Source organism: Candidatus Poriferisocius sp., from assembly GCF_965202595.1.
Classification (GTDB): domain Bacteria; phylum Actinomycetota; class Acidimicrobiia; order Acidimicrobiales; family Bin134; genus Poriferisocius.
This window is the reverse complement of sequence record NZ_OZ241836.1, coordinates 2,797,872-2,812,646: the sequence shown is the minus strand read 5'-3', so window position 1 is coordinate 2,812,646 and position 14,775 is coordinate 2,797,872. Positions and strand designations below refer to the sequence as shown.

Genomic DNA, 14,775 nt, shown 5'->3' with positions numbered 1-14,775 from the left:
ACGGCCGACATCTCCCCCATTCACCATGAGCACCAACGGCCGACATCTCCCCCATTTCGATGCCGTGGTCATAGGGGCCGGATTCGCCGGCCTCTACATGCTCCACAAGCTCCGCCAGCTCGGCCTGACCGCTCGGGTGTACGAGACCGGTGACGATGTTGGGGGCACCTGGTACTGGAACCGCTACCCCGGTGCCCGCTGCGACGTGGAAAGCTTGGAGTACTGCTACAGCTTCGATCCCGAACTCGAGCAGGAGTGGGAGTGGACCGAGCGCTATCCGGCCCAGCCCGAGATCCTCCTCTATGCCCAGCATGTGGCCGAGCGATACGACCTTTATCGGGACATCCAGTTCAATACCAAGGTCACCGAGGCGGTCTTCGAGGAGGGCACCGGCCGATGGCGAGTGAGCAGTTCCGTCTCGGTTGATCACATCGATCACAACCACGCCCCGGTGGGCACCGATCCGCTGGCCGGAGAAGTCGGTACCGATGCCGATTTGGTGACCGCTGAGTACAACCAGCTCAAAAACCAAGAGTTGGTGTTGACGGGTACCGATGCCGATTTGGTAACGGCCGAGTATCTCATCACTGCGGTGGGTTGTCTTTCGTCATCCAACGTTCCTGACATCGATGGCATCGATACGTTCGAGGGGGAACTGCACCACACCGGCCGCTATCCCAAGGAGGGCATCGATTTCTCCGGCCGGCGGGTTGGGGTGATCGGAACCGGCTCCTCGGGTATCCAGGCCATCCCTGTCATTGCCGAGGCCGCAGATCATCTCATCGTGTTCCAACGCACCCCGCAGTACGCCGTTCCGGCTCGCAACCATCCTCTGGATCCCCGGGAGCAGGCCGAGGTCAAGGCCGACTATCGCAGATTGCGAGAGCAGAACCGGGCTCAGTACGGTGCGCTAGGTGCTCGCTTCGATTGGAACGAGGGCTCGGTTCTTGAGGTTGACCTCGAGGAGGCCACCAGGGAGTTCGAGTCCCGCTGGGAGATCGGGGGTTTCGCTTTTCTCGGTGCCTATAGCGATATTGCCCGCACTCCTGAGGCCAACAACATCGCCGCCGATTTCATCAAGGACAAGATTCGGGAGACCGTTAATGATCCCGAGGTGGCCGAGCGGCTCATCCCCACCACCCATGTCGGTTGCAAGCGGTTGGTGCTCGACACCGGTTACTTCGAGACCTACAACCGCGACAACGTAACCCTGGTGGACATAAACGAGAGCCCCATTCTTGAGATTACGACCGATGGCCTGCGAACCGCTGACGGTATCCATCACGACCTGGACGTGATCGTGTTCGCCACCGGCTATGACGCCATGACCGGCTCGTTGCTCCGCATGGATATCCGGGGTCGGGGCGGTCTTTCCCTGGCTGAGCAGTGGTATGGCGGGCCTCGCACCTACTTGGGATTGTCAGTGCCGGGTTTTCCCAACATGTTCACCATCACCGGACCGGGCAGCCCGTCGGTGCTGGCCAACATGATTGTGTGCATCGAGCAGCACGTGGACTGGATCGGCAACTGCATCGACTATCTGAGAGGTGGCGGATACCGGTTCATAGAAGCCACTGAGGAGGCCACCGATGGCTGGGTGGAACACGTCAACCTCGTGGCCGGCCACACGTTGTATCCCACCTGCAACTCCTGGTACCTGGGAGCCAACATTCCCGGAAAGACCAGGGTTTTCATGCCTCTCCCCGGGTTCCCCGCTTATGCCGAGAAGTGTGAACAAGTGGCCGCGGCCAAATACGAGGGCTTCAACCTTGCCCGGTAGGGCCATCGTCTGTTTTCGTTGTCCCACGGGTGAGAGCGATATATCTGTCTTCGTTGTCCCACGGGTGAGAGCGATATATGGCGGTATAGGAGCGAGAGGGATATATGAGTGAGAGCGATATAGGGCTCACCCTGGCCGAATCGAGGTCGTCGCCGGTGTTGCCACCCTACGATCCCGACGCTCCCAACGTGCTGGTGATGGTGCTGGACGACCTCGGCTTCGCCCAGCTCGGGTGCTATGGCTCCGATATTGATACCCCCAACCTGGATCGCCTGGCGGCTCGGGGGCTGCGGTTCACCAACTTTCACACCACCGCCCTCTGCTCACCCACACGGGCCTGCCTGCTGACCGGCCGCAACCACCATCGGGTGGGGGTGGGTATGCTCACCGACCTACCAATCAACTTTCCCGGTTATACCGGCAGGATTCCGCCTTCGGCGGGAACCCTGGCCCAGCATCTGAGTGCTGAGGGATGGGCAACCTACGCAGTGGGCAAGTGGCATCTAACCCCCCGCGATGAGCGGGCCGTCGGACCCTACAAGACATGGCCCACCGGTACCGGCTTCGACCACTACTACGGATTTCTGAACGGGGAAACCAACCAGTGGACCCCTCAGCTCGTCAGGGACCAGAGCTACATCGAACCTCCCGCCACCCCCGAGGAGGGTTATCACCTGGATGCCGATCTGGCTGATCAGGCTATTTCCTACCTTCGGGAGCTCCGTCTGGCCGATGCTCGGCGACCGTTCTTGCTGTGGTACGCCACCGGAACTCCCCACGCTCCCCACCAGGCACCCCCGGAGTGGATCGACCGCTACGCCGGCCGGTTTGATCGCGGCTGGGATGCCTGGCGGGAGGCAGTCCTGGCTCGCCAGAAACGCATGGGGATCATTCCTGAGGATATTGCCCTGTCCGACCGGCCGGAGTGGGTGCAACCCTGGGACCGGCTGGATGCCGATCTCCGGCGGTTGTACGCCCGCATGATGGAGGTGTACGCCGGGTTCTTGAGCCACGCCGATCATCACATCGGTCGATTGCTGGATCACCTGGAGAGAACCGGTGATCTCGACAACACCGTGATCGTGCTCATCTCCGACAACGGCTCCTCGGCCGAGGGTGGTCCCAACGGAAGTTGGAATCAGGTCCGCCACTACATCAGCGATGAACCCGACGACCTCGACCTGGAGTTGTCCCACTACGACGACCTCGGTGGGTTCCGCTCCTCCGGCCACTACCCATGGGGATGGGCCCTGGCCGGCAACACTCCCTTCCGCCGGTGGAAGCGATACACGTTCGAGGGTGGGGTGCGCGATCCCATGATCATCTCGTGGCCCGATGGCTTGCCGGCCCGGGGCGAGCTGCGCCACCAGTACTGCCACGTCACTGATGTGATGCCCACCATTCTGGATCTGGTCGGGATGACACCCCCAAACGTCCTCGGTGGGATCGAGCAGATGTCGTTCGACGGCTCCAGCATGCGGGCCGTGCTCGACGATGCCGGTGCTCCCGAACACCGCATCACCCAGTACTACGAGTGCTGGGGCAGCCGAGCCATGTACCACAATGGCTGGAAGGCGGTAACCAATCATGTCAACCAGCTCACCGCCGCCGAGCGGGATGCCATTGCCGGCAGTCACGATTTTGCCGATGATCGGTGGGAACTGTTCAACACCGTTGCCGATCCCACCGAGTCCTGCGATCGGGCCGAGCAGCATCCCGAGAGGTTGGCCGAATTGGTGCGGTTGTGGAACGAAGCCGCTGACCGCAACGGGGTGCTACCCCTCGACGACACAGCCATCAACCGCATGAACCACCTGTATGCCCCCTGGATGTCGTTGCGATCCCGCTACGAATTGGTTCCCGGTGACAAGGTGCACGAGGCCACCGGGCCTTTGCAGTTCGGGGGCTACCGGGCAGTGGCTGCCTTTCCCGGCGGAGTGCCCGCAGATGCCTCAGGAGTCATCTGCGAGCAGGGGGACTGGATTTCGGGCTGGGCGTTGTTTCTGGCCGCTGGCGAGCTGCGCTGGGTGGCGGTGGTGAATGGGAGAGAGTACCGGGTTGCGGCTCCGGTACCGGGGCAAGCCCGCTTTACCGGTGCAACGGTGACCCCGACCGGCGAAGGTTTGTTCACTGTGATGCTTACCGCTGACGGTACCGAGATCGGTCGGGGTGATCGACCCGTCCCCCTACCCGCCTCCTGGGCCCCTGATGGGGCTTTCCTGACGGTGGGATACGGTCGCCCGTTCCCGGTTTGCGACGACTACGAGCCGCCCGCTCCGTGCCCGGCGGCCATGAAAGCTTTGACCATCGACACCGGTACCCCGCCTCCGTTCGACTTCGACGTCGAGATGGCCCGGGCCATGCGTCACCAGTAGCCGTGTATTCCTACCGACGTTTCGATGTCGCGGGCCGGGTTGTGGGCGAGCCTCGACGGCGGAGCCACCAGTAGCCGTGTATCCCTGGGGAAGTTTCGACCGCAATGACGAACCATGGTTTCGGATCGGGGGGTTTGCGGTAACCACCACGGTTTTCGTTGTCGGGCTCGGTGTGATCTCAATGTTCATCTGGGGGATCGAGGGCGACTACGGACCGATCTTCCGGCATCTGGTCCTGGTCTCGAGGGACTTTGCAGACTTCGGCAGCGTTCTGGAGGGGGACATCTGGCGGCTCATCACCTGGCCCATTCCCAACGAACCGGATATCTGGACGATCATCCTGTTTGCCATCTTCTACATGCTGGGTTCCCAGTTGGAAAGGTTGGTGGGCCGTTCCCGCTTTGCCTGGTTCCTGGTGCTGCTAACGGTTGTCCCGGCCACGATGGTCACCGGGTTGGAAGCCGTGGTGGGCATTAACGGTGGTGTCGGCGGTCTGCGGCTGGTGGAGGTGGGAGTGCTGGTGGCGTTTGCCGCCCAGTACGCCCACGCTCGATTCTGGCCCGGTATCCCCGGCTGGGTCATAGCGGTGGTCATAGTCGGACTCGACGGTTTACGGGCGATCGGCAATCGCGACGAGTACACCCTGATCCTGCTGGCCTCCACGGTCACCGTAGCTCTGCTCGGTATTCGGGCCTTGGGTTACGCCACCGAGCAGAAGTGGATTCCGAAACTTTCCCTGGAGCCCCGTTCGAGCGGCTCATCTCGCGGTTCGAGGGTCCGGCACCGCTCCCGGGGTAGGGGTCATTTGCGGGCAGTTCGGCCATCCGATGAGCCGGTCAGCCCCGAGATCGATGCTCTTCTGGACCAAGTGGCCGGCCAGGGGCTGACCAGCCTGACTCGCAGGCAGCGAAGGAAGCTCAAGGCTCACTCCCGCCGCCTGCGCCGCCGCCGCTGATCGTGGAGCCGGCAGCCGACTTCAGCAAGCCGCTGATCGTGGAGCCGGCAGCCGACTTCAGCAAGCCGCTGATCGTGGAGCCGGCAGCCGACTTCAGCAAGCCGCTGATCGTGGAGCCGGCAGCCGACTTCAGCAACTAATGGGCATTAACCGGTTGTCCAGGTTAGGGTGAACGGGCACTCAAGCTGTCATTGCGACCTGTTCAGTTTGGTTTAAGGAGAAATTATGTACGAGCGAAGTTCCTGGAAAGTTCTTTTGGCAACTTTTTTGGCTTTCGGGCTGCTGGTTGCCGCATGCGGAAACGATGACGGAGGGGGGGGTGCTGAGTCGGAGCCCATGACCATGCCCGGTGAGGGTGTGAGCGTGTCGATGGCTCGGGCGAATTGGTCGACGGGTTACATGCAGGCGGCGATTTACCGGACGCTGTTGCAGGAGTTGGGCTATGAGGTGTCCAATCCCGCAGAGGCAGAGTTGGCTCCGGCGACGTTCTATCCGGCTCTGGGTGAGGGTGATTACGACTTTTGGGTGAACGGCTGGTTCCCGATCCACACCACGTTGATCCAAGATGCCGGTGTCGAGGATATTGTGCAGCCGATTGGCAACGAGATCGTGTCCGGCGGTTTGCAGGGTTTCGTTGTGGACAAGACCACTGCGGAGGCCCATGGGATCACGATGTTGGACGACATCGGTGACGACCCCGAGATCGCCGCGCTGTTCGACGTGGATGGCAACGGCAAGGCCGATCTGATGGGCTGCAACGATGGCTGGGGTTGCCAGGTGGTGATCAACGACACCATCGCCCGGAACGGTTGGGAGGACACCATCGAGCAAGTATCGGCCGAGCACGCTGCTCTGTTTGCCGACTCCGTGGGTCGGTTCAACCGGGGCGAGTCGATCTTGCAATACATCTGGACTCCGGGGGCGTTCACCACCGAATTGGTACCCGGTACGGATGTGATCTGGTTGTCGCTCGAGAACCCGTTGCCCGATCAGGTAGGTGCCGCCGCGCTGCCCGAGGAGCAGTGCCCGGGCCAACCCTGCGAGATGGGATTTGTGGCTGCCGACATTCGGGTGGTGGCCACCAACCAGTTCTTGTCGGACAACCCCGCGGCGGCTCGGTTGTTCGAGTTGGTCACGATTCCGGTGATTGATGTCGCTTTGCAGAACCTGAGCTATGGCGGTGGTGCCAACACCGAAGCCGATGTTCAAGCCGCCGCTGACCAGTGGATTGCCGACAACCGGGTTACCGTTGATGAATGGCTCTCCGCAGCAAGGGCCGCCGCCTGATCTTGGAAATGGGCTCTCTTTGAGAACCAAAAGTTCCAGAATTGAGCTGAGCAACGTCTTCAAGATTTTTGGGGCTCGTCCGAAGGGTCGAGCCTTGAAGATGGCTCGATCGGGGATGTCCAAGGACGACATCCAGGTGGCCACCGACCATGTGGTTGGTCTGCATGATGTGAGTTTCTCGGTGGACGATGGCGAGATTTTTGTAATCATGGGTTTGTCCGGGTCGGGCAAGTCCACCGCCATTCGGACGGTCAATCGGCTTCATGACATCACCGCGGGATCGGTGGTGGTGGACGGCATTGATGTGGCCACCTTGAACAAGCGGGACCTGGAGTGTTTTCGCCGGGAGAAGATGAGCATGGTGTTCCAGCACTTTGCCCTCTTCCCCCATCGCACCGTGATCGACAACGTGGCCTACGGCCTCAAGGTCACCGGGGTGGGCACCGGGGAGCGTCGCTGCCGGGCAATGGAAGCCTTGGAGCTAGTGGGATTGGAGCGTTACCACCTGTCGTTTCCCCGTGAATTGTCGGGGGGAATGCAGCAGCGGGTGGGATTGGCCCGGGCCCTGGCGGCTGATCTCGACATCCTCCTCATGGATGAGGCGTTCAGTGCTCTCGATCCCCTCATTCGTCGCCAGATGCAGGATGAGCTGCTGGCCATGCAGGGCGACCTGTTGCACAAGACCATCCTGTTCATCACCCACGATCTCAACGAGGCCCTGCGAGTGGGCGACCGCGTCTGCATCATGAAGGATGGGGCGGTCGTGCAGATCGGTGCTCCCGAGGAGATTCTCCGGAATCCGGCTACCGCCTATGTTGCCGAGTTCGTCAAGGATGTGGACCAGGGTCGGGTGCTTCAGGTGGACAGTGTGATGACCCCGTCTTCTCCCATCACACTGGGCACCACCGTGGGAGAAGCCCTGGCTTCTCTGAACAGCAGAACCAGCGCATTCTGCGTGGACGAGAACGGCAAACCGGTGGGGGTGATCACTCGCGATCTGCTGGTGGCTTCCGAGCAGGCTTTCGTCGAGGTTGAGACGGTTATGAACACCGAATTCGGGATCACCAACCGGTCCGCGCCGCTGGTGGAGGCCTATGAACTGTGCTCCAAGGGAGATCTGGTCGCAGTTGTCAACGAGCAAGGCGTTCTCGAAGGTCGTCTCAGTGCGCTGGACGTACTGGCTGAGTTGGGTGAGATCGAGGCCAAGGCCGAACAGGTCAAAGCTGCTGGTTTTGTGGGGGAGTTGGTTTAGGCGTGGTCGCTGGTTTTGTGGGGGAGTTGGTTTAGGCGTGGTCGCTGGTTTTGTGGGGGAGTTGGTTTAGGCGTGGTCGCTGGTTTTGTGGGGGAGTTGGTTTAGGCGTGGTCGCTGGTTTTGTGGGGGAGTTGGTTTAGGCGTGGTCGCTGGTTTTGTGGGGGAGTTGGTTTAGGCGTGGTTGTGCTCGCCGAATCCTGGTTCGATACCGGTTGGCGAGATGATGAGTGGTTGAACCGGTGGGAGATCCCCTTTGGTCGCTGGGTGGAGGAGAGCATTGATTGGCTGAACGTTCACGGCGACAGGGTTTTTGCCGTGATCGAGTGGCCCTTCAAGAACCTGCTGGATCTGATCACCAAAGACATTCTGCTCAACATCCCCTGGCCGTTCATGCTCCTGGCGTTCGTGGTTCTGGGTTTTCTGGTACGGGATGTGAAGGTGGGGCTCGGAGCGGCGGCCGGCATCTTCTTGTGCGGGGTGCTGGGCCCGGACTACTGGCGCTTCACCATGCAGACCATCGGAATCATCCTGGTGGCAGTGATCATCTGCGTGGTTGTCGGTTTGCCCTACGGGGTGTTGTGCGCTCGCAGCGACCGGGTGTGGAACATAACCCGCCCGTTTCTGGACGGCATGCAACTGGTCCACGCCTTCACATACCTGATTGCCATCATCTTCTTCTTCGGCACCGGGCCGGTTGGTGGAACCATCGCCACCATGATTTTTGCCCTGCCCCCCATGATTCGCCTAACCAACCTGGGGATCCGCCAAGTACCCGATGATGTTATTGAAGCTGCCCGGGCTTATGGCGCGTCCAATTTCCGGGTGCTCACCGATGTACAGCTTCCCTTGGCCCGTCCAGCCATCATGACCGGTGTAAATCAGGTGCTGCTGCTGGCCCTGTCGTTTGTCGGGATCATTGCGGTCATTGCTGGTGGAGGGCTCGGCCAGTTGGTGCTTCGAGGAGTCAACACCAGCGATCCCGCTCTGGGGGCGGCATCCGGCTTGGCGCTGTACCTGGTGGGGGTGGTCATGGATCGGTTGAGCCAGCCCGACCCGTCCGACAATCGGACTCTGATCCGCCGGATGGGGACAGCCGTCCGGGGTATCTACACCGTGCCGGCAGTGCCCAGTGCCGCTCCCGCGGGGGATGACACCCCGGTGGTGACCCGCCCGCCGCGGCTTCGGTTGAAACCCACGATGACAGTGGCCGGTGGTTTCGGTCTGGTCGGGGGGATGCTGGCCATCTTGAGTGCCTTTCTAACCTGGGTGAAAGGTGCCGGGCGTCTCAGCAGCTACGCCCGACCCGATGATCAGGCAATAAATGGCACCTTCAGTGGTATTGAGGCCACTGGGGGAAGCTGGTTCGGAACCATCGTGCTCATCACCGGTGTGCTGGTCGTTCTGCTGTCAATGCTGGTGCTATTGAGAATCAGGGATCGTTGGTCATCCTGGTTGAACGCACCCTCGGGTTTGTTGCTCACCGGGGTGGTGTTGATTGGGATGATGGCAATTTACCTCTCCATAGATCCCCATGATCTGGCCGGTGCTACCAGCCACGGCAGCGGAGTGTTTCTGGCCATTGTGGCGGGCGCGATACTGCTGCTGGGTGGTTTGCTGGCGTGGCGGGATTATCTTCCTGCCGGGAGGATGCTCCGGGCCGCGCCAGTTGGTTTGCTGGTCGGTATTGCCGCGGTGGGGTTGCTGGTGATCGGTTCTTTTGCCAACTGGGTCAACGATGAGCGCCCCGGTGCCTTCACTCCCGAGCAGCAGCAACTGATTGATCGGGAACGGGCTAATCCCTCCCCGGGGGGAGTGAGCGCGTCGCTGATTGCGCAGGTCATCGGGGAAGCCCAAGAGGATCCCAATCGCTATGACGGGTTTGACGATCAGGGTCCTGCCATCGGCTGGGGCATCCTGGGGATCGCCATTGCCCTGGCTGCGGTTGTTCTCCTGGCTGCCGCTGTGCCCCGTGCCGGCGCGCTGTGGGATGTTCTAACCCTGGGGATCGGCACCGCGGCCCTGTTCGGGGTGACCGCATGGGTGGTGAGCTTCTTGCGGGTATCGGTGAACGGCATTTTCACCGGTGCGGGTGCGTTGCCGGTGTTGATGGCCTGCGGGCTAATTATGGGAACCACCATCGGGCGCATGCGCCGGCGCAGCCTGGATGAGCGCGAGGCAGCCGATGCCGCAACGGTTGCCACCCCCCTGGGCGGGGCCGGCATGGGGGTGGGTTCATGAAGCTCGGGGACATAACCAATCCGGGGAGTGCCGGCAACGGCAAGCCACTCGACGGCATTCGCATCCTGGCCATAGAGCAGATGCAGTCGCTGCCCTACGCCACCCAGCTCATGGCCCGCATGGGGGCGGAGGTGATCAAGATCGAACACCCGGTGCGGGGCGATCTGGGGCGGGGTTCGACACCCGGGATCATCGATCCGGAGGGCCGATCGGTGGGCGGTACATATATGCGGAACAACCTCAACAAGCGCTCGGTGGGGATGGATCTGAAGAACCCCGTGGCTTGCGGCCTCATCCGCCGGATGGTCCCTGGATTCGATGTGCTGGCCGAGAACCTCAAGCCGGGCACGCTGGCCAGGATCGGCTTGGGTTACGAGGACTTGACCCGGTTGCATCCTGGCCTCATCTACCTGTCGGTGTCCGGGTTCGGGAACCTTAGCCAGTCGCCCTACCGCCACTGGCCGGCCTACGCCCCCATCGCGGAGGCAATGGGGGGTCTCTATGCCATCAACCGGGCCGAGGGCGATGATGTCAAGGTGTCCCCGGTCGGCGCGTTGGGCGACACCGGATCGGGTCTCTACGCCATAATCGGAGTGCTCATGGCCCTGCGCCAGCGGGAGCGCCACGGCCATGGCCAGTACGTGGACATCGCCATGTTCGACGCCATGGTGGCTTTTGGCGACATGGTTCCCAACTACTGGTCGCTGGGTACCGATCCCCGAGTGCCCACCTCGATCATCAACGACGGCTTTCCCATCGAGTCCGGCGAGCTGGTGATCCAGATAGGTCGGGAGCACCAGTTCGAGCGCTTGTGCCGGCTCATCGATCGCCCCGAATGGCTGGACGACGATCGGTTTTCCAGCCGCGAGGGTTGGCGGGCACACCTGGATGAGATAAGAGCTGCCCTCCGGGTCTGGGCCGGTAGTCGCACCACTGTCCAGGCGGCCAACGATCTGGCGGCCGCGGGGATAGCGGCGGCCCCGGTATTCGAAGCTGCCGATGTGATTGATGATCCCCATGTGGCTGCTCGTGACATGATGGTGGAGATCCCCCGCCCCGACGCTGACACTCCGGTGCTGACCTCGGGTAATCCGGTGAAGATGTCGGCGGTCAGCGAGGGCCCCGACTCCCGGCCGCCGTGGCTGGGCGAGCACACCGACGAGGTTCTGGCTGCGGAACTCGGACTGAGTGAGTCCACCCTCGCAGAACTGAGAGCCACCGGCATCATCGGCTGATGAGCTCGCCGGTGCTTCGTTTTGACGGGCAGGTCGCGGTGGTCACCGGTGCTGGTCGAGGGTTGGGCCGGGCCTACGCCTTGTTGCTGGCCGAGCGGGGAGCCCGGGTAGTGGTCAACGACATGGATGCCGAAGCTGCTGACGGGGTGGTGAGCGAGATAATCGCGGCCGGTGGCACTGCCACCGCCGATCACCACAGCGTGGCCACCCCCGAGGGTGGTGCCGCTCTGGCCGACCGGATCCGGGAGGCTTTCGGTGCCGTGCAGATCGTCATCAACAACGCCGGCATTGCCCGGGCCGCCGAGTTCACCGGCATGACACCTCGCACCGGCCCGGAGCTGTTCGGCGAGATGATCGCCGTCCACCTGCTGGGCCCGTGCCACGTGCTTTGGCCGTTGTGGCCCACCATGGTGCAACAGGGCTACGGCCGGGTGGTGAACGTTTCCTCCGGAGCGGTGTGGGGCCTTCGAGGCCAGTCCGCCTACGCCGCCTGCAAGGCCGGGGTGATGGGACTCACCCGCACGCTGGGTCGAGAAGGCCGCTACCACGGGATCCATGTCAACTGCGTGCTGCCCTGGGCGGTGACAGTCGCCAGCCCCGACCGCTCCGGTGAGGAGTTCGGCTCGATCATCGACACCCATATGCGTCCCGAGAACGTCGCTCCCGCGGTAGTGTGGTTGGTGCATGAGGACTGTCCCGCTACTGGTGAGTTCTTCACCGTGGACGGTGGTCGCATGGCTCGTCTCGGCTGGGTGGCCGGCCAAGGCCACACCGATCTGAACCCGTCTCCCGAATCCTACCGCGACAACTGGCATCAGATCATGGATCTGACCACCTATACCGTCCCCACTTCAACCAGTGACCACATGCGCCACACCGTCATGCCCCACTACCAGGACCTGGAGAACCAGGAACGGAAACCGCAGGGAAGAAGGCGGCACGAGATTTGATGAGGTGTCCACCTCGTTTACACCTGTCGGGCAGGCGGGATTTGAACCCACGACCTCTTCGTCCCGAACGAAGCGCGCTACCAAGCTGCGCCACTGCCCGTTCGGCCCATCCTAACCGTTGGAAACGTACATACCGCCTCCTGGGGAAGTGGTAAACCTTTCAGCCCAGAACCTGGGCCAGAGCTCGTTGCAACCTCACCGCGTCCAGTGGCTTCACCAGCCATCCATCCGCCCGGGCCTGCTTGGCCAGATAGACATCAGCTTCGCGGTCCAGCAGCATCAGCACCCGCGTGTCCGGTGCTCGCCCCATCTCTGCCTCCATCCGCAGATCCAGACAGGTTGCCATCCCCCCCATATTGCCGATCTGAAGATCGCAGATCACCACATCGGGCTGGTTCTCTCTTACCGCGGCCAGCACCTCCACCCCAGCTCGTACCCGGCTGACCTTCGACATCTCGCCGGCCAGAGCGGCATCCACCGTGTTGTACACCGATTCGCTGTCAGTAGCCAGGAGTACTTGAGGCACGTTCCGATGGTATCCAACTTGTCCAACCCACAACCTGCCGGGCAAGCCCATCTTGTTGGGTGGTGGGTTCTTCGATGGTGGATTGCTGGTGGGTGGTGGGTTCTTCGATGGTGGATTGCTGGTGGGTGGTGGGTTCTTCGATGGTGGATTGCTGGTGGGTGGTGGGTTCTTCGATGGTGGATTGCTGGTGGGGCTTTGATAGTGAGTCCTCGGATGATTTGGACCGATGGTATCGAGGTCACCTCGCGTTAGCATCGGGGGTGGCCACCGGGGAGGCGCTTTGCTAGAGATCGAAATCGAAAACCTGGACACCCACAAGGTACTTCGACCTTGCGGTGAGATCGATGCCTACACCGTGGCCCAGTTTCGGGAACGCATTGCCGATCTGGCTCTCGAGCCCCGGCTTCTCATTGATCTGGGCTCGGTGCCATTCATGGATTCGGCGGGTTTGGGTGCGCTGATCGGAGGTATCCGCCGGATTCGAGATTCCGACGGCGAGGTGGTGGTGGCGTGCGGGGAGGGGGCATTGGCCCGGCTGCTGCACACCACCGGTTTCGACCGGATTGTTCCGGTGGTTCAAACCCCGGATGAAGCCTTGACCTCTCTGCTGCACTCCGACTCTTCCGGGTAGTGCGGATCCCGAGGTTGATTCTGGCCGTCGCCTGCTTTGGTGGAGGTGCTGTTCTAGCTGGTCTCAGCCCTTTGGGGGCCGCCGCCGAGCCCGGTGGTTTGTCCGGTGCCGGTGTTGCGGTGGTGGATCCTGCCCGTCTGGAACAGCAGTTCACGACAGCAGCCGGTGGTTTGTCCGGTGCCGGTGTTGCGGTGGTGGTGGAGGTCACTGGCCTGCTTGATCCGGTCATGGCCGACCTCATCGAAGATTCAGTGGCTGATGTTTCCGCCATCGGTGCTCAGTTGCTGGTGTTTCGGGTCGACAGCAGCCGCGCCGTCGTGCCCGATGAACGCCTGGCTGAGCTGGCTGGCACCATTGCCGGCTCGCCGGTGCCCGTTGCCGTCTGGGTTGGCCCGAATGGTGCCTCCCTGGGGGGCAAGGTGGCCCAGCTCTTTGCCACTGCCGACGCGGTGGGGATCGCGCCGGGCACCCGGGTGGGCGATCTGGGGCCGCCGCTCCCCCGGTTGGCCCGCCACCCGGTCGCGTGGGTCAATCAGGAGCCGATCCGGCATGAAGAACTCGGTTGGCGACGGCTCATCTCCGAGGGGGTGATTGCCTGCGAGCGCTTCACCATGGACAAACTCCGGGGCCTGTACGCCCAAGCCGGTATCCCCTTCGATCCCGATACCGTAAGGGTTCCCCCGGAGGAAGAGCAGTGTGTAGCCCCGCTGATCGGTGACTTCCTGGTTGATCTTGACCATCTCGGCTTCAAGTCCGCCCTGGTGGAGGTGGACGGTCAACCCCGGTTGGAGCCTCTGACCCAGGTCCAGTTCCGAGGTTTGTCGCTTTCCCATCAGCTATTTCACACGGTGGCCAGCCCGCCGGTGGCCTATCTGCTGCTGGTCATCGGCATGGGTCTGATGTTGTTCGAGTTTTTCACCGCAGGCATTGGTGTGGCCGGTGTCATAGGAGCCCTGCTGTTCATCCTGTCGAGCTACGGGCTGTCGGTGCTGCCCCACAACACCTGGGCACTGGCGCTGCTGGCGGGGTCGATGGTGGCATTCGGCATCGACATCCAAACCTCGGTTCCCCGATTCTGGACCGGTGCTGGGTTGACCATGTTCGCGGCGGGCACCTGGTGGCTATATGACGGGGTTTCCATGTCATGGATCCCGATGGTGGTCATGACCGGGGCGATGGCGGTGGCCATGGTCTCGGGGATGCCGTCCATGGTCCGTACCCGCTTCTCGACACCCACAATTGGCCGGGACTGGATGATCGGCGAGCTCGGTGAGGTGGTCGAGGATGTTTCCCCCGATGGCATTGTCCGGATCAGGGGTGCGCTGTGGCGGGCTCGCGTCAATCGGGCCACCCCGGTGACCGGCGGCGACCAGGTCCGGGTGGTGGAGATCGACGGCCTGTGGTTGGAGGTGGAACCCATCGAAGGAGCAGCCCGCGACTATCGCGAGCCCCGCCGGTAATTTTGAGTGGACAAAAGGTTCTGCCAGCTTTGCGTGGGCGGGTCCGCCGGTAGTGGGGTGGGCAGACCAGGACCTGGGATCCTTAC

General features: G+C 62.2%; 13 protein-coding genes and 1 tRNA gene. 12 read left to right on the top strand and 2 right to left on the bottom strand.

Annotated elements, in window-relative coordinates; genetic code table 11:
* The first annotated feature begins 25 nt into the window (after positions 1-25).
* From ACOGXC_RS12655 to ACOGXC_RS12615, 9 genes are all read left to right on the top strand, one after another.
* The gene (locus tag ACOGXC_RS12655; RefSeq protein ID WP_419918532.1) at positions 26-1,780 is read left to right on the top strand and encodes a flavin-containing monooxygenase; all 1,755 of its coding nucleotides are present in this window, start codon (positions 26-28) and stop codon (positions 1,778-1,780) included.
* A 104-nt stretch (positions 1,781-1,884) separates the two neighbouring features.
* On the top strand, positions 1,885-4,155 hold the full coding sequence (locus ACOGXC_RS12650) for an arylsulfatase (protein ID WP_419918531.1): 2,271 nt from the start codon (positions 1,885-1,887) through the stop codon (positions 4,153-4,155).
* A gap of 181 nt (positions 4,156-4,336) precedes the next feature.
* Positions 4,337-5,110: a DUF6576 domain-containing protein gene (locus ACOGXC_RS12645; protein WP_419920082.1), complete on the top strand. Its 774-nt coding sequence runs from the start codon at positions 4,337-4,339 to the stop codon at positions 5,108-5,110.
* Positions 5,111-5,112: 2 nt separating this feature from the next.
* Complete coding sequence (locus ACOGXC_RS12640; protein WP_419918530.1) at positions 5,113-5,250, top strand: hypothetical protein; 138 nt, start codon at positions 5,113-5,115, stop codon at positions 5,248-5,250.
* Between the two features lie 85 nt (positions 5,251-5,335).
* Entirely contained in the window at positions 5,336-6,397 is a 1,062-nt protein-coding gene (gene proX, locus ACOGXC_RS12635; protein ID WP_419918529.1) for a glycine betaine/L-proline ABC transporter substrate-binding protein ProX, read from the top strand.
* A 100-nt stretch (positions 6,398-6,497) separates the two neighbouring features.
* Positions 6,498-7,649 (top strand): quaternary amine ABC transporter ATP-binding protein, encoded by a 1,152-nt coding sequence (locus tag ACOGXC_RS12630; protein WP_419920081.1) that lies wholly within the window; start codon positions 6,498-6,500, stop codon positions 7,647-7,649.
* Positions 7,650-7,826: 177 nt separating this feature from the next.
* Entirely contained in the window at positions 7,827-9,887 is a 2,061-nt protein-coding gene (locus ACOGXC_RS12625; RefSeq protein ID WP_419918528.1) for an ABC transporter permease, read from the top strand.
* Entirely contained in the window at positions 9,884-11,122 is a 1,239-nt protein-coding gene (locus ACOGXC_RS12620) for a CaiB/BaiF CoA transferase family protein (RefSeq protein ID WP_419918527.1), read from the top strand. Before ACOGXC_RS12625 ends, ACOGXC_RS12620 begins: the two co-directional genes overlap by 4 nt.
* Positions 11,122-12,072, top strand: coding sequence for an SDR family NAD(P)-dependent oxidoreductase (locus ACOGXC_RS12615; RefSeq protein ID WP_419918526.1), 951 nt, complete (start codon positions 11,122-11,124; stop codon positions 12,070-12,072). The genes ACOGXC_RS12620 and ACOGXC_RS12615 overlap by 1 nt, the downstream gene beginning before the upstream one ends.
* A 26-nt stretch (positions 12,073-12,098) precedes the next feature.
* Here the strand turns inward: ACOGXC_RS12615 and ACOGXC_RS12610 are convergent.
* A tRNA-Pro gene (locus ACOGXC_RS12610) sits at positions 12,099-12,172 on the bottom strand.
* A 60-nt stretch (positions 12,173-12,232) separates the two neighbouring features.
* Positions 12,233-12,598 (bottom strand): response regulator transcription factor, encoded by a 366-nt coding sequence (locus ACOGXC_RS12605; RefSeq protein WP_419918525.1) that lies wholly within the window; start codon positions 12,596-12,598, stop codon positions 12,233-12,235.
* A gap of 55 nt (positions 12,599-12,653) precedes the next feature.
* Between ACOGXC_RS12605 and ACOGXC_RS12600 the strand changes: the two genes are divergently transcribed.
* The 3 genes from ACOGXC_RS12600 to ACOGXC_RS12590 all read left to right on the top strand — a co-directional run bounded on the left by ACOGXC_RS12600 (position 12,654) and on the right by ACOGXC_RS12590 (position 14,689).
* A complete protein-coding gene (locus tag ACOGXC_RS12600; protein WP_419918524.1) occupies positions 12,654-12,797 on the top strand; it encodes a hypothetical protein in 144 nt (47 codons plus the stop codon).
* Positions 12,798-12,878: 81 nt separating this feature from the next.
* Positions 12,879-13,229 (top strand): STAS domain-containing protein, encoded by a 351-nt coding sequence (locus ACOGXC_RS12595; protein WP_419918523.1) that lies wholly within the window; start codon positions 12,879-12,881, stop codon positions 13,227-13,229.
* Between the two features lie 14 nt (positions 13,230-13,243).
* Entirely contained in the window at positions 13,244-14,689 is a 1,446-nt protein-coding gene (locus ACOGXC_RS12590; RefSeq protein WP_419918522.1) for an NfeD family protein, read from the top strand.
* The last annotated feature ends 86 nt before the right edge of the window (positions 14,690-14,775 follow it).

What these genes read in the sequence shown, in the direction of transcription:
- ACOGXC_RS12650 (WP_419918531.1), top strand. Translation starts at nt 1,885, where the DNA reads ATGAGTGAGAGCGATATAGGGCTCACCCTGGCCGAATCGAGGTCGTCG.
- ACOGXC_RS12615 (WP_419918526.1), top strand. Translation starts at nt 11,122, where the DNA reads ATGAGCTCGCCGGTGCTTCGTTTTGACGGGCAGGTCGCGGTGGTCACC.
- ACOGXC_RS12655 (WP_419918532.1), top strand. Translation starts at nt 26, where the DNA reads ATGAGCACCAACGGCCGACATCTCCCCCATTTCGATGCCGTGGTCATA.
- ACOGXC_RS12645 (WP_419920082.1), top strand. Translation starts at nt 4,337, where the DNA reads ATGTTCATCTGGGGGATCGAGGGCGACTACGGACCGATCTTCCGGCAT.
- ACOGXC_RS12630 (WP_419920081.1), top strand. Translation starts at nt 6,498, where the DNA reads ATGGCTCGATCGGGGATGTCCAAGGACGACATCCAGGTGGCCACCGAC.
- ACOGXC_RS12620 (WP_419918527.1), top strand. Translation starts at nt 9,884, where the DNA reads ATGAAGCTCGGGGACATAACCAATCCGGGGAGTGCCGGCAACGGCAAG.
- proX (WP_419918529.1), top strand. Translation starts at nt 5,336, where the DNA reads ATGTACGAGCGAAGTTCCTGGAAAGTTCTTTTGGCAACTTTTTTGGCT.